Origin of the sequence: Biomaibacter acetigenes, from assembly GCF_003691585.1 — a bacterium.
Classification (GTDB): Bacteria; Bacillota; Thermosediminibacteria; order Thermosediminibacterales; family Tepidanaerobacteraceae; genus Biomaibacter; species Biomaibacter acetigenes.
In genome coordinates, this window is sequence record NZ_CP033169.1 from 1,471,869 (window position 1) to 1,487,438 (window position 15,570).

Consider the following 15,570-nt stretch of genomic DNA (forward strand, 5'->3'; position numbering starts at 1 on the left):
ATGATGAAAATGAATTATCCGGAGGAAAGAAATCAGTCCCAAAGGATATTGGAAGCGGCATATGAATGCATTTCGACCAAAGGGTATGCAAATGTATCTCTGAGGGAGATCGCTGATAATGCCGGAGTTGTTTTAAGCCAGCTACATTATTATTTCGGAAACAAAGAGGGCCTTTTCAGGGAAGTAATAAAAATGATGATAAAAAAATATCTATTTGAAGTGGAAAGCTATTTAAAGAAAGGGAAAACCGCAAAAGAAAGGCTATCGTCATTGATTAATTTTTTTAAGGAAATGTTAAAAAACAATCCGGGGCTATTCCGCTTATTATATGATTTCACCGGCCTTGCCCTATGGTCTCCTTCTTTTAGCACCCTGCTGCGAAACTTATTTAAAGATTTATCAAACATGATAGAAGAACTGATTTTAAAGAATAGCCATTTAATGGAAAATTTGCAGGGGTACTCTCCGGCCCTCTTAGCCAGGATGATTCTGGGAGCAATGTTTGGGACAGCTATACAGGTTATGCTTGATGAGGACAAGGAAAATTTGCCTGACGCCTTAAATGCAATACAAATAGTGTTAGATTAAATCATGACAAAAAGGAGAGAGGTAAATGCTAAACTTATTAGAAAAATCAATGTATCTTGGCTTCGGTATTTTTCATATTCCAGAGAAAAAATAGAAAAGATTGTGGAGGAACTGGTGGAAAAAGGCGAGATAACAAAGAAAGACGCTCAGAAAATGGTATCCGATATGGTTAAAAAAGGGCAGGAACAAAAAAAAGAATTGGGAAAGATAATAAGAGATGAAATCACAAAATCCATTGATTACATGAATATCGCCAGAAAACAAGACCTGGTAACCAAAGAGGAAATCAGGGATATTGTAAGAGAAGAGCTTAATAAAGCATTAAAATAAGGATTTGTTGTAAAATATGTAATACGGACGTCCGATTAAATGGATGGGATAAAAATTGACTGTTATAAACCAGATTAAGCATATAAAGAGATACAGGCAAATTATTCAGGTTTTTATTAAGCATGGCTTCGGAACAATTGTCGATAACTTGGGTATTTTAAGTTACCTAAAAATAAAAAGACATTTGCTTAAAGGTGAAAATAGTTATGATAAAAAGCTTAATATAGGTGAGAGGTTGAGGCTTGCTCTGGAAGAGTTAGGGCCAACTTTTGTAAAGCTGGGTCAGATTCTAAGCACAAGGCAGGATATCTTGCCCCAGTATATTATCCGCGAACTTGAAAAATTACAAGATGAAGTTCCTCCTTTTCCATTTCATGAAATTAAATCCATTATCGAAAGTGAATTAAACGATGATCTAGAAAATATTTTTGCAGAATTTGATGAAAAACCCATCGCAGCTGCTTCTATAGCTCAGGTCCATGTTGCTAGACTGAAATCCGGGATGAAAGTTGTAGTTAAAGTTCAAAGGCCCGGGATAGAGAGGATAATTGACCAGGATTTAAGCATTTTGGAAGACCTTGCCCAGTTTATAGATAAACATACTAAATATGGCAGATTGTATAATTTCAGTAAGATGATAGAGGAATTTAAAAATACTTTGTTCAATGAATTGGATTTTACAGTAGAAGGTGAAAATGCCGATACATTCAAGAAAAATTTTAGACGGGATAAAAACATTAAAGTCCCTGAAATAAACTGGATCTACACTACGAGACGAGTTTTAACCATGGAATATATTGAGGGTATTCGGCTAAGAGATTTTTATGCCTTTGAAGAAGAAGGAATCGACAGAAAGATAATAGCCAGAAATCTATCAAAGTCCATATTTAATCAGATTTTTAGAGATGGTTTTTTCCATGCTGATCCCCACCCCGGAAATATTATGATTTTGCCGAAAAATAATATAGCACTTTTGGACTTTGGTATGGTAGGCAAACTAAATGAAGATCGCAAGATCCAGTTTTTAAAAATATTTCTTGGCATTTCTTTTAGAGACAGCAAACTAATCATCCGGGCGATAATGAGCCTGGGAGCCATGACACAGCGTGTAAATATTAAAAAAATCGAGAGGGATCTGAATTCTATCCGGGATACGTACCTTTCAATTCCTCTCAATGATATAAAAATTGGCAATATATTTAGAGATATTTTTGAACTGGCATTTTCTTACAACATTATACTCCCGGCCGAATTCACCATGCTAGCTAAATCCCTGGTAACTTTGGAAGGGGCGGTAGCGGAGCTTGATCCCGAAATGAATATTTTTGAAGTGGCGGAACCCATAGCCAGGAGGTTGATGTTCAAACTCTATTCACCCGAAAAGTTTATGAAGGGGTTTCTGGCAGGAATGGTGGATTACGGGAATCTATTAAAAGAAGTTCCTTCTTCAATGCTCAACTTTATCAATAAAATGGAAGAGGAAGATTATACTTTACAGTTCAGTCTAAAAGGTAACGAAGATACTATTAAGCGAATAGATAAAATAGCTAACCGTATATCTTTTAGTTTAGTTCTTTTGGCAGTAAGCATAATAATCGCCGGTATTATAATCGGGTCAGGTATGAGTGCTCATACTGGAGTAGAAATTTATTTGCTCAACCTTGCTGTATTAAAAATTGGTCTTGTTGTTGGCGGATTAATAGTTATATGGCTTGTTTTATCAATTTTCCGCTCTGGAAGCCTTTGAGACTAAAATCTACTTGAAATATTTATGGAGGGATTATTGTGACTCAAAAATGGCAACCAAATCTGGATTTTGCAAAAAGGTACATAAGTGAAAAGGTTTTACAGCAACTGTTAAGCTATTTAAGCAGGGACCCGGTCCGTCATATGGAACAGATTTTAAGCCTGGGCAAGATTTTGGCACGGCGGGAAGAACACAGGAGAAACATAGAAGCCATAGAAAAGGCCATTGCTACAAATCCGGCTATTAACCAACTGGCCGAAGGATTATTGAAGGATACCCATTCCAATGTGTTACATAGACTCCTTTATAACTGGTTTATAAATTCCGCTTTGCTGGGTATTCCACGCCAGCGCCAGCTGTCAGATACTTTAGGGTTTAATGTTCCCCATTTCATATTAGTAGATCCTACCGGCGCATGCAACCTTCGATGTGAGGGATGCTGGGCAGGTGCCTATGCAAAACATGATGAACTTTCCTTTGAACGGTTGGATCGTCTCTTTAATGAGGCAAAGGATTTGGGGATATACTGGATAGTTATGTCTGGAGGGGAGCCGTTCTTATATCCTCATTTGTTCGATTTAGCAGCTAAACACAGCGACATGGCTTTTATGATATATACTAACGGCACCATGATCGATGACCGGGTAGCAGATAAAATTGTGGAAGTTGGCAACATATCTCCTGCCTTTAGCCTTGAGGGCTGGGAAAACAGGACCGATCAAAGGCGCGGTAAAGGGGTCTTTAAAAAAGTAACTGAAGCTATGGACCGTCTGAGGGAAAGAGGAGCTGTTTTCGGGATTTCCCTTACAGCCACCCGGGACAATGTAGATGAAATAACGTCGGATAATTTCATAGACTTTTTAACGGAGAAAGGAGCCAGGTACGGATGGATATTCCATTATATTCCTATTGGTCGTAATCCCAACCCCGAATTAATGCTTACTCCGGAGCAAAGGGCCTATATGGCAGAAAGAATCCCATACATTCGCAGTCATAAGCCCATTTTACTGGGTGATTTCTGGAATGATGGAGAGTTAACCCAGGGATGTATAGCCGGGGGAAGGAGATATTTCCATATAACCGCCAGCGGAGCTGTAGAACCGTGTGCTTTTGTCCATTTTTCCACTCAAAATATCAATGACTGCAGCCTCAAGCAAGTTCTACAGTCACCATTGTTTACGACTTTCCAAAAAAGGCAGCCTTTTTGCGACGATCATCTCAGGCCTTGCCCCATTATTGATGTACCTGAAGGACTAAGACAAATTGTAAAAGAAAGCGGGGCTAAGCCTACTCATGATGGTGCCGAGGATGTGTTGAAAGGAGAAGTGGGAGAATTCCTTGATCTGCGTTCCACGGCCTGGGCGAAGGAGGTCGCAAAAATAAGGTCGGAAGTTCGCAAAAATATCTGTTAATTCCATTTCCGGTGATTTATTTTTCCTAAGGGCCGGGTTTGTAACCAGGATGAACCGTGCCCTTTTCAACCTGGATGGGCCTATCTCTGAGGTTATTTGGTCAAATTGAGCAAATGCTAAAAAGTATGTAGAGGCAATGGAAGTGAAAACATGAATAAAAAACAGAAGGTTAAAGTAAGGCCACGCATCGGAATAGCCTTGGGAAGCGGTGGCGCTAGAGGCTATGCCCACATAGGTGTGCTCAAGGCGTTGCATGAGGCGAATATACCTATTGATGTTATTGCTGGAACCAGCATGGGGGCAGTAGTAGGTGCAGCCTATGCTATAGGTTACCGAATCGAAGAATTAGAGGATATGGCTCTGCAAATGCGGTGGCGATGGTTGTTTAACTTGATCGACCCTGCTATACCACGTCAGGGAATAATAGCTGGAAACAAAGTTGAAAAGTATTTTAAAATATTAACTAAGGGAAAAGTGTTTGAACAGTTGGAAAAACATTTAATTGTTGTTGCTACTGATATCACATCTGGAGAGGAAGTGCGTATCAATTCAGGACCGGTGGCAAGGGCCTTACGAGCCAGCATAGCCATACCTGGTGTTTTTTCTCCAATCAAGTCAGGACAAAGCCTGTTGGTGGATGGTTCGGTTACTACGCCTGTACCTATTATGGCAGCCATAGAGGCTGGGGCAGAGATTGTTGTGGCTGTTGATGTTAGTTCGAACGTGGATCAAACTGCCACACTGGTGCAAACATGGAAACGCTTGAAGAGAATGCCTTCTAAAAAGATATTTCAAATAATTGACACTCAAAAAATTGGTCGTTTTATTAAAAATTCACAATTTGAGATTGTAAACGTAATAGGCAATACATTGGAATTGTGTAACCAACCTAAAGAAGTTTCTAAGCCTACATCGATAGCCAATAAGCATTATTTGCTGTTAAAGCCTGATGTGGGAGATGTAAGGTGGTATGAGTTTCATCGGGTTAGAGAGTGTATTCACGCAGGAGAAGTTGTGGGAAAACAGGTAGCTGAACAGATAAAATATTTTCTGAGTACAGGGAACTTTCTTGTAGAACCTGACAAGCAAAACGGTAGGGAACTAAGAGCAATTGGAGGTAATTAAATAAATTTTATAGGTGAAGTTTTCGTTTATTCGGCAATATGTTGACTATATAGCCCCCCAACATACTTGGAAAAAGCTTATGTGAATAGTAATATAAATTTAGGAGGAATATGATGAAAAAAGCTATTATAATTACAGACACATCCTGCGACCTTCCAGGAGAGATAATTGATCAATATCCTATAAGGGTTTTGCCAATGCCCGTTTCGGTAAAAGACAAACCTGAAATGAACATTTCCGGTCTTACTGTAAAAGAGTTTTACGATATGATGAGAAATAATCAGATCATGCCCACTACTTCTCAAGTTTCTGTAGCAACTTTTATAAAGACCTTCGAAGAGTGCTTAAAAGAAAAATATGCGCCGGTGGTCATAGGACTGTCCTCGAAACTTACAAGCAGTTATCAATCAGCATTAATGGCAAAAGATACTCTGAAAAGTGATGATATAGTGGTACTGGATTCAAAGTGTGCGAGTCTGGGTCAAGGCCTTGTGGTGATGAAAGCGGCTAAAATGGCCCGGGACGGTAAAAACCCCAAAGAAATTGTCGAGGAAATTGTGCCCTATGCCGAACATATGGAGCACATATTTACCGTGGATTCCCTGGAACACCTGAAGCGCGGAGGAAGGATTTCTGCTGCTCAGGCTTTTGTGGGAGGCCTGCTCAACATAAAGCCAATTTTGCATTTTGTGGATGGAGCCATCCAACCCCTGGAAAAGGTGAGGGGCCGTAAAAATGTGATAAAGCGAATGGTGGAGATAATGGCACAAAGGGGCAAAAATATTGAAAACCAGATAATTGGCATAAGCCATGGTGATAACGAAGAAATGGCTCTTGAACTGGCGGATACAATAAAAACGAAATACGGTGTAAAAGATATAATTATTTCGTGGATAGGGCCGGTAATAGGAAGTCATGCCGGCCCCGGCACCCTGGCGCTGTTTTTCCAAAATGCCTGATGTCGTTGCAGGATGTGATGGATTGACATGAACGCGGTGAATGCATACCTAAAACTGGTGAGAAAAAACCTTGACAAACCTACCATAGCTTATAAATTAATAAAATACGGCCTTAGTGTGGCGGAAAAATACGTCAGCTTTTTCCCGGACAGGAGATTGCCTGAATCTCTCCGGTCTTTAACCAAATTGTGCTTTAAATATATAAGGGCACCCATAGATAACCCGCAAAACTCAGTCTGGGTCAATGTCTTTGCACCAACGGAATTCCTGCATGCCATGGACATATATCCGCTCTTTATAGAAGCCTATTCATCATATATGTCGGGATTTTGTGTAGAAGATTGTCTCATAGATAAAGCCGAATCCGCTGGCATATCTAATACACTTTGCAGCTATCACAAGGCTTTCATAGGTTCCGGCGAATTGGGAATTCTCCCAAAACCCAAAATGGCTGTAACCACTTCCATGGTCTGTGACGCAAACATTAACACCTTCAGATATCTGGCCGCCAAATTCGATATCCCTATTTACATAATTGATATTCCGTATGAATATAACCGGAATACCGTTGAATACGTAAAAGGGCAATTACTTGAAATGATAGGATTGATTGAAGGCGTCTTTAACAAAAAACTGGACCTTGACAGATTAAGGGAGATAATTTCGCTGGAAAACCGGACTAGAAAATTAATAAAAGAGTATATTAATAATTTGAAATCTAAAAGTTTTAACACTACTATGGCCACGGAGATGTACATGCTCTTTACCTCCCATGTTTTCATGGGACTAAAAGAGACGTTCGATTTTTATGAGCGCCTTGTTGATGATATAAAAAAAGCGCCCGACAGGAGCGGTAAAGGCATATTTTTTGTCCATCTGCTCCCGATGTTTGAAAAGAGTTTTAAGAAATATTTAAATTTCAGCAGTGAGTTTCAAATTTTAGGTAGTGATTTGAATTACGATTTCCTCGACGAAATGTATTGTCCGGATCCCTTTGAAGCCATAGCCGAAAAGATGATTTTAAACATATACAACGGCGGTTTCGAAAGGAGAGTAAAGGCCGTTTCCAATTTGGTCGATGAGATAAAGCCCGACGGTATAATACAGTTTTGTCATTGGGGGTGTAAACAATCCATCGGCGGCGTCGGCATTTACAGGAATTATTTCAGGGAAAGAGGCATTCCCTTTCTGGCTGTAGACGGTGACGCAATAGATAAGAGAAATAATCAAGAGGGCCAGATAAGGACAAGGCTTGAGGCCTTTCTAGAAATGCTGAAGAGAAGGTGACAATATGATAGGTTATGTCTGCAAATACACTCCTGTGGAGATAATCAAAGCCTTTGATGAGGAAGTGTCAAGGATTGATCCGGAAATTAAGACTTATGAAAAAGCCGAAGGTTTGACCCACCCCAATATGTGCAGCTTTATGAAGGGGACCCTGGAGGATATACTGCAAAAAAATATTGACGAGGTGGTCCTGGTAAACTGCTGTGACAGTATAAGAAGACTTGCCGAAATATTAAAGAATAAGGTTAAATTTTTGCATGTGATCGACCTGCCGAGAAAGATAAATGAGAGCGCATGCAATTTGTTTTATGCGGAATTACTTGAGTTTATCAGAGCTTATGAAGAATATAAGGGTAAGAAATTTGATCAAGATAGGTTTAAAAATATATTAAAAGAACACAAGGCAAAAATTTATGACTCGAATGAATGTATCGCAGTTTTGGGTGCTAGGTTCAAAGACGATGTAATTAAAAACATAGAGGAAAGGTACAATATCAATGTAATCAATTTGACGTGTACGGGGGATCAAAGACTGTCAAATATAATGCAAGGGAATGATTTAATTTTCAACTATGCGTCTGCAATTATGAATTCTTATCCTTGCATGAGGATGACCGCAGATAGGCTGGCTTTTTTAAAAAATTACAATCTAAAGGGCATTATTTATAACACCGTGAAGTTTTGCGATTTTTACTCTTTTGAATATGCTTCCCTGAAAAATTTTTTGAATGTGCCCATATTAAAGATTGAAACGGATTACCTGGATTTTGACGGCGGTCAAATCCTGAACAGGGTGGATGCCTTTCTGGAATCCGTTGGAGTCAGAAAATCGAAGTGCAGGTAAAAAACAGAGGATACTTCATGGGCATCGACAGCGGGTCCACGTCGACAAATGCCGTAATACTGGATCAGGATAAAAACATTATCTCCTATTCCATCATTCCCACTGGGGCAAAGGCCCTGGACAGCGCCTGGGAGGCATATCGGATTGCTCTTGAGAAAGCCAATTTAAGAAGAGAAGATATCTCCTGCGTTGTTTCCACAGGGTATGGAAGAATAAGTATTCCCTTTTCAGACAAATCCGTCACGGAGATAACCTGTCATGGAAAAGGGGCATTTTACCTTGACAGCGGCGTGAGGACGATAATAGACATTGGCGGCCAGGACAGCAAGGTGATAAGGCTGGATGATTGCGGAAACGTGGTTGATTTTGTCATGAATGACAAATGTTCGGCGGGAACCGGAAGGTTTTTGGATGTCATGGCAAGAGTTCTTCAGGTTTCCATTGAAGACATGGCAGAGGTTGTAAGGGATTTTAAAGAGGATATCACAATAACCAGCATGTGCACCGTCTTTGCCGAATCCGAAGTCATCTCCCTGATTGCACAAAATAAAGATAAAAGGGATATTATCAGGGGATTGAACAGGTCGGTGGCATCGAAGGTCGCCTCGCTTTTGGGCAGGGTGGGAAAGCGCGCAAAATACATGATGACAGGTGGAGTCGCCAAAAACAATGGAGTGGTGTATGAAATAGAAAACAAAATCCAGGAAAAGATAATAGTTCCATTTGAACCGCAGATTGTCGGTGCTTTAGGTGCGGCATTGATCGCCGCCGGCGAAAACGACTAGTTTAATCTATCAGCTCATCCAGGTTTATTTTTTCGTCCGATTTTACGCCCTGAACTATCATACGGCTCAATGGGGTTTCAATTTCCTGCTGGATGAGCCTCTTCAGCGGTCTTGCCCCATAAGAAGGATCATAACCTTTTTCGGACAGATAATTTAAAGTCCTATCGGACCAGGTAAGTTCCAAGCCGGCAAAGTCCTTTACCCTCTGGGCGAATTTCTCCAGAAGCATTTGGGAGATTTGTTTCATATGAGATTTTTCCAGTGGATGAAATACTATTACCTCATCCACCCGGTTTAAAAACTCGGGTTTGAATTGACGCCTCAGGAGATTAAGTACCCGCTCTTTAACTATAGAAAAATCTTTGCCGCCTCCCGCCTGAAATTCCAGGATTTCATGGCTTCCAAGATTGGAGGTCATGATGATGACGGTATTCTTAAAGTCCACGGTTCGCCCCTTGCCGTCGGTTAGTCTGCCGTCGTCGAGAATCTGCAGCAAAACGTTGAATACATCGCTGTGAGCTTTTTCTATTTCATCCAGAAGGATGACCGAATAGGGATGGCTCCTGACCGCCTCAGTCAGCTGGCCGCCCTCCTCGTAACCCACGTATCCCGGAGGCGCTCCTATGAGCCTTGAAACCGAATGCTTTTCCATATACTCGGACATATCAATCCTTATGATGTTGCGCTCATCGTCGAACAGGGCTTCTGCAAGAGATTTGGCCAGTTCTGTTTTGCCCACTCCCGTGGGCCCAAGAAAGATAAAGCTACCCACCGGCCTGCCGGGGTCTTTTATGCCGGCCCGCGCCCTCAGGACTGCGTCGGCCACGGCTTTAACAGCATCTTCCTGGCCCACCACCCGCCTGTGGAGGATATCCTCCAGGTGCAGCAGCTTTTGTTTTTCTCCTTCCATGATGCGGTTCAGGGGAACACCTGTCCACTGGCTTACCACCCGGGCTATTTCTTCTTCATCCACCTCTTCTTTTAAGACAGCCTCTTTTGCATGTTCCTTCATCATGGCATTTTCTTCCTCGCTCAACTTTCTTTCCAGTTCGTTCAACCTGCCGAATTTCAGTTCCGCCACTTTGTTCAAATCATATTCCCGTTCGGCTCTTTCAATCTGGATTTTAACTTCATCAATCTGCTTTTTAAGGTCGTGAATTTTCGTTATCCTGTCTTTTTCCTGTTTCCAGCGTTCTTTCATGCTGTTGGCTTTGACGTTTAACTGGGCGAGCTGATTTTTAATTTTTTCCAGCCTTTCCATAGACTGTGGGTCATTTTCCTTCTTTAAGGCCGCTTCTTCTATCTGGAGCTGGGTAATTTTTCGCAGGATTTCATCCAGTTCCGCAGGCATGCTGTCTATTTCCGTCCGAAGGCGCGCCGCCGCTTCATCCATCAGGTCTATAGCCTTGTCAGGCAGGAATCTATCAGGAATATATCTGTCAGAAAGCACCGCAGCGGCGATGATGGCACTGTCTTTGATTCTGACCCCGTGATATACCTCGTATTTTTCTTTAAGGCCCCTCAATATGGAAATGGTGTCTTCCACCGAAGGCGGCTCTACCAGCACCGGCTGGAAACGGCGCTCCAGAGCCTTGTCTTTTTCGATGTATTTTCGATATTCCTCTATGGTGGTCGCCCCGATAGCCCGGAGTTCGCCCCGGGCCAGCATGGGCTTCAGGAGATTGCCGGCGTCCAGTGCACCTTCCGCAGCGCCGGCTCCCACTACGGTGTGAAGCTCGTCGATGAACAATATGATCCGGCCGTCTGAGTTCTGGACTTCTTTCAACACTGCTTTCAGCCTTTCCTCGAATTCTCCCCTGAACTTGGCGCCGGCGATGAGAGAACCCATATCCAGGGCTATTATTTTCTTATCTTTCAAACCCTCGGGCACATCTTTGGATACTATGCGCCGGGCCAGACCCTCTGCGATGGCCGTCTTCCCCACTCCGGCCTCGCCAATGATAACAGGATTGTTCTTGGTGCGCCTGGAAAGAATTTCAATAACTCTCCTTATTTCTTCATCCCGGCCGATGACCGGGTCCAGCTTTCCCTCCCGGGCGAGCCGGGTGAAATCCCTGCCGTATCGGTTGAGGGCGTCATATGTGGCTTCTGGGTTTTCACTGGTGACCTGCTGGCTGCCACGGATCTTTTTCAAAGCGTCGAGAATCCTGTTTCGGTCTAGCCCGAAGTTTTTAAAAACATCTTTTATGTCCCCGTCTCCCTCTTCCATAAGAGCCAGGAGAAGGTGCTCCACACTGACGTATTCGTCCTTCATCCGGGAAGCTTCTTTTTCTGCGCGGACCATTACCCTTAAAAGACCGGAACTCATGGCCAGAGGCCCGTCGTATCCATGGACGGAAGGAATGCGCCTTACGATATCTTCCGCCGAGGTTTTGAACATCTCATGATTCACACCGGCCAGAGTCAGAAGCCGGGGTATGAAGCCGTCTTCCTGGATGAGCAGGGAAAGAAGAAGATGGCGGGGCGTCACCTCCTGATGATGGCGCTCCACAGCCAGCTTCTGAGCCTCCGCAAGGGCTTCGGTGGATTTTTGAGTATATTTGTTTATATCCAACTTTAACACCTCTTTTAAGGTAATTTGGGCGACATATTAATTTAGAATGGATGGTAACGAGAAGCTCAGTGAAAGATGCTTAATATTATAATATTACAAAGGTCAGGAAAGGTCAATATATCGCCACAAAGCACCGAAGAATTATAAGCACTCAATCCTTTACCCAAAAGCCCAATAAATATATAACATGATCGCTGATTTCAATGCGACAATATTTAAAAAAGCATCTTTAAAAAGTGTGCACTACACCTGAGCTTCATAGGTAGGCTTTGCTGTTTTTAGGAACAAATATGACAAAACCGACATTTCCAACAAAAATAAAGATAAATTTACAAGGGGGATGGGTTCAGCGGATACAAAAAGCAGGATTTTAAACAAAAGTAGCGAATTAAGATAAACGAGGGTATTTTTTTTGGAAAATATTAACTGAGATAGAGAAGTAAAAAATCTTAAAGCTATACGACACCGAGGGGAATTGAAAAGCAGGAAGCTTGAGCTGGTTGCCGGAGTTAATGAAGCTGGCAGAGATCCATAGGCGGGGTAAAACATAAATTCGATAACCTGCGATTTAATGTGATAGACATATTGATAAATCGAGAAAAGACACATGAGATCATTCATATAAAAAACACCTTTTGAAGGAGGTCGAAAGAGTAGTGCTATCGCAAGTTAAAAGCTGTGCCATATATGGTTTGGAAAGTTTTTTGGTGGATGTAGAAATAGATATATCCGGCGGCCTACCTGCCTTTGATATTGTCGGCCTTCCGGATGCGGCCGTAAAGGAATCCAGGGAGAGAGTAAGGGCGGCTATAAAAAATCAAAACTTTGACTTTCCAATAAAGAGAATTACCCTGAATTTGGCTCCGGCCGATATAAAAAAAGAAGGTCCCCACTTTGACCTTCCCATTGCCCTCGGGATACTATCTGCCACGGACCAATTGCCTGCAGAATCCCTCAAAAAATATGCGGTGGTGGGGGAATTATCCCTGGATGGCAGGATAAGGCCAGTCAATGGTATTCTGCCTATGGCCATAGAGGTCCAGCAAAAAAATCTAAAAGGCATAGTGGTCCCATGGGAAAATGCAGAGGAAGCTGCGGTAATTCAGGGTATCGATGTCATCGGAGTCAACTCATTGAAAGAAGCGGTGGATTTCTTTAAAGGCGAAATGAGGATAGAAGCCGTAAAGTTGCCGATCAAGCGGGAAACTTCGGATACAGCGGAAGGAGATTTTGCCGAAGTGAGGGGGCAGGAAAATTTAAAACGCTGTCTGGAAATTGCTGCCGCCGGCCACCATAATCTCATTATGTTCGGTTCACCCGGAACCGGAAAGACTATGGTAGCCAGGCGCATTCCAACTATCCTTCCATCCATGACTTTTGAAGAATCCTTAGAGCTCACGAAAATATACAGCATAGCAGGTTTGCTCTCCAACCATTCGGGGTTGGTACAAAAAAGGCCCTTCAGGGCTCCCCACCACAGTATATCATCCGTGAGCCTTGTAGGAGGAGGCCGTATTCCAAAACCCGGTGAAGTTACTCTTGCTCATTACGGGGTACTTTTTTTGGACGAGCTCCCGGAATTTCCCCGGGAGATACTGGAACTTTTGCGCCAGCCTTTGGAAGATGGGGAAATAACCATATCCAGAATAAACGCCACCATTACATATCCCGCAAAGTTCATGCTGGTGGCGGCTTTAAATCCCTGTCCGTGCGGTTTTTATGGAGACCCCTTCCACGAATGCTCCTGCAGTCCCCAGCAGATACATAAATATCTTTCAAAGATTTCCGGGCCTCTTTTAGATCGAATCGATATCCAGACCGAAGTGGCTCCGATGAAGTTTTCCGACTTTGAAAATTCCGCTGTAACAGATTCCGCTACTATAAAAAAGAGGGTGGAGAATGCAAGACTAATACAATTGGAAAGATATAAAGGACAAAATATATACTGCAATTCTCAACTCACCCCCAATCTCATAAGCAAATATTGCAATCTGGGCCGGGGGGAAAAAGTTGCTTTTAAAGGATGCTTTTAACCGTTTGAGGTTGAGCGGCCGGGCATACAACAGGATATTGAAAGTTTCAAGGACCATTGCTGACTTAGAACAAAGCCGGGATATAAAAGAAAATCATCTGGCTGAAGCACTGAGATACCGAAATCTGGACAAATATTATCAGAATTTAAGGATGTAGCGTATGTGATCTAAATCATTTTTAATATGGGAGGAAATAATAATGAGCAAAAAAGGATTGATACTTCTTTATACAGGTAACGGTAAAGGAAAAACCACCGCCTCTTTGGGCCTGGCCGTTAGGGCCATAGGCCATGGAGAAAAGGTATATATGATTCAATTTATGAAAGGCAGCGAAAGCTACGGTGAAGTACAGGCAGTAAGAAAATATTTACCGAGGTTTGAACTTATACAAAAAGGCCTGGATAAATTTGTGAAAAAAGGAAATCCGACTCCGGAAGATTTGAAGCTTGCCGGGGAAGGCATGGATCTTGCCCGAAAGGTTATCTCTGAAGGCAAACATGATTTGGTAATCCTGGATGAAATAAATGTGGCCGTAGACTACGGTCTGGTTCCCGAAGAAGATGTTTTAAACCTCATATCTTTAAAACCTGAACATGTAACCCTGGTGCTTACGGGCCGTTATGCTTCTGAAAAAATCATGGCGAAAGCCGATATGATAAGTGAAGTAAAGGAGATTAAACATCATTACAAGAAAGGGATTCCCGCCCAGCCGGGTATAGAATATTGATTTGGAGGAAGAACATGGAGGATTCCGAACTTTTAATTGCCCTAAACATGATACCCATGCTGGGGTCCAAGAGGATAAGCGACATTTCTTCAGCTTTTAAGGATATACATGGTTTTTTTAAAGCCGGCAGGGAAGAATTGATGCAAATCCCGGGAATAAGCGATAAGTTGTGTGAACATATACTAAATTACAGAGAGAAAATAGACCCTTCCGCGGAGATAGCCAGGGCAAAAAAAATCGGAGCCCAAATTGTCACTATTGCAGATAAAGATTACCCCGAGTTGCTCGGACAGATCTACGATCCCCCTCCGGTGCTGTATGTGCTTGGGGATGTATCCACCCTGAAGTATAATGCGGTAGCCATAGTGGGTACCCGGAAGGCATCCTCTTATGGGAAAAACGTGGCCGAGAATTTTGCCAGGGAGCTGGCTTCCCGTGAAATCAACGTGGTGAGCGGAATGGCCAGGGGAATTGATTCCTATGCCCATAAAGGTGCTGTCGATGCAGGAGGTCCAACCACTGCGGTGTTGGGATGCGGCATAGATATAGTATACCCTCCGGAAAACACCAACCTGATGAAGAAAATCATACATTGTGGATGCATTGTGACAGGTTTTCCCATGGGCATGAGGCCGATTTCAAGCAACTTTCCGGCCAGAAACCGCATTATAAGCGGCCTTTCTTTGGGCACACTGGTGGTGGAAGCCGCGGAAAAGAGCGGGTCTCTTATAACTGCTGATTTTGCTCTGGAACAGGGAAGGGAGGTTTTTGCGGTACCGGGAAGCATTTTGAGTCCTTACAGTCGTGGGACTCATAAACTGATAAAACAGGGCGCCAAATTGGTGGAAAACATCGATGATATATTAAGCGAATTATATATTGAAGGTGCTACAACCGGTGAAATAAAAGAATCTGAAACATCTGTAAGTCTTTCCGGAGATGAAAAGGCGGTTCTTGAATTAATAGATTTTCAGCCGGTACATATGGAACAACTGCTGGCAGAATCCCAAAAGGCATCGGGAGAAATAAACTCCATAATTACACGGCTGGAGTTAAAAGGTTTGATTACAACTCTCCCAGGTGGATATGTAATGAAAATTTGACTTTTTCACAGGATATTAATAAAATATTAATACGAATTTGTAAAAAGGTGATTTT

The 15,570-nt window shown here is 42.4% G+C and carries 10 protein-coding genes and 2 pseudogenes; 11 read left to right on the plus strand and 1 reads right to left on the minus strand.

Annotation, left to right across the window (positions count from 1 at the left end; genetic code table 11):
- Positions 1-9 precede the first annotated feature (9 nt).
- The 8 genes and pseudogenes from D2962_RS07250 (at position 10) to D2962_RS19500 (ending at position 9,077) form a co-directional block, all read left to right on the plus strand.
- The gene (locus D2962_RS07250) at positions 10-588 is read left to right on the plus strand and encodes a TetR/AcrR family transcriptional regulator (protein ID WP_122014600.1); all 579 of its coding nucleotides are present in this window, start codon (positions 10-12) and stop codon (positions 586-588) included.
- Between the two features lie 3 nt (positions 589-591).
- The gene (locus D2962_RS07255; protein ID WP_222927712.1) at positions 592-918 is read left to right on the plus strand and encodes a phasin family protein; all 327 of its coding nucleotides are present in this window, start codon (positions 592-594) and stop codon (positions 916-918) included.
- Positions 919-991: 73 nt separating this feature from the next.
- On the plus strand, positions 992-2,665 hold the full coding sequence (gene ubiB, locus D2962_RS07260) for a 2-polyprenylphenol 6-hydroxylase (RefSeq protein ID WP_122015758.1): 1,674 nt from the start codon (positions 992-994) through the stop codon (positions 2,663-2,665).
- Positions 2,666-2,703: 38 nt separating this feature from the next.
- Complete coding sequence (locus D2962_RS07265) at positions 2,704-4,077, plus strand: radical SAM/SPASM domain-containing protein (RefSeq protein ID WP_222927714.1); 1,374 nt, start codon at positions 2,704-2,706, stop codon at positions 4,075-4,077.
- A 150-nt stretch (positions 4,078-4,227) separates the two neighbouring features.
- Positions 4,228-5,202, plus strand: coding sequence for a patatin-like phospholipase family protein (locus D2962_RS07270; protein ID WP_120766814.1), 975 nt, complete (start codon positions 4,228-4,230; stop codon positions 5,200-5,202).
- A 110-nt stretch (positions 5,203-5,312) separates the two neighbouring features.
- Positions 5,313-6,161, plus strand: coding sequence for a DegV family protein (locus D2962_RS07275; protein WP_245984955.1), 849 nt, complete (start codon positions 5,313-5,315; stop codon positions 6,159-6,161).
- 27 nt (positions 6,162-6,188) lie between these two features.
- Positions 6,189-7,448 carry a 2-hydroxyacyl-CoA dehydratase subunit D gene (locus D2962_RS07280; protein ID WP_120766816.1) on the plus strand — a complete coding sequence of 420 codons (1,260 nt, stop codon included), beginning with the start codon at positions 6,189-6,191 and terminating at the stop codon, positions 7,446-7,448.
- A gap of 4 nt (positions 7,449-7,452) precedes the next feature.
- Positions 7,453-9,077, plus strand: a pseudogene (locus tag D2962_RS19500) (acyl-CoA dehydratase activase).
- A 1-nt stretch (position 9,078) separates the two neighbouring features.
- Here the strand turns inward: D2962_RS19500 and clpB are convergent.
- On the minus strand, positions 9,079-11,652 hold the full coding sequence (gene clpB, locus D2962_RS07290; protein ID WP_122014601.1) for an ATP-dependent chaperone ClpB: 2,574 nt from the start codon (positions 11,650-11,652) through the stop codon (positions 9,079-9,081).
- A 656-nt stretch (positions 11,653-12,308) separates the two neighbouring features.
- Here clpB and D2962_RS07300 point away from each other — a divergent pair.
- The 3 genes and pseudogenes from D2962_RS07300 to dprA all read left to right on the plus strand — a co-directional run bounded on the left by D2962_RS07300 (position 12,309) and on the right by dprA (position 15,515).
- Positions 12,309-13,842: pseudogene (locus D2962_RS07300) on the plus strand (YifB family Mg chelatase-like AAA ATPase).
- Between the two features lie 39 nt (positions 13,843-13,881).
- Positions 13,882-14,412, plus strand: a complete 531-nt coding sequence (gene cobO / locus D2962_RS07305) for a cob(I)yrinic acid a,c-diamide adenosyltransferase (protein WP_120766821.1) — start codon at positions 13,882-13,884, stop codon at positions 14,410-14,412.
- 14 nt (positions 14,413-14,426) lie between these two features.
- A complete protein-coding gene (gene dprA, locus D2962_RS07310; protein WP_120766822.1) occupies positions 14,427-15,515 on the plus strand; it encodes a DNA-processing protein DprA in 1,089 nt (362 codons plus the stop codon).
- Positions 15,516-15,570: the final 55 nt, after the last annotated feature.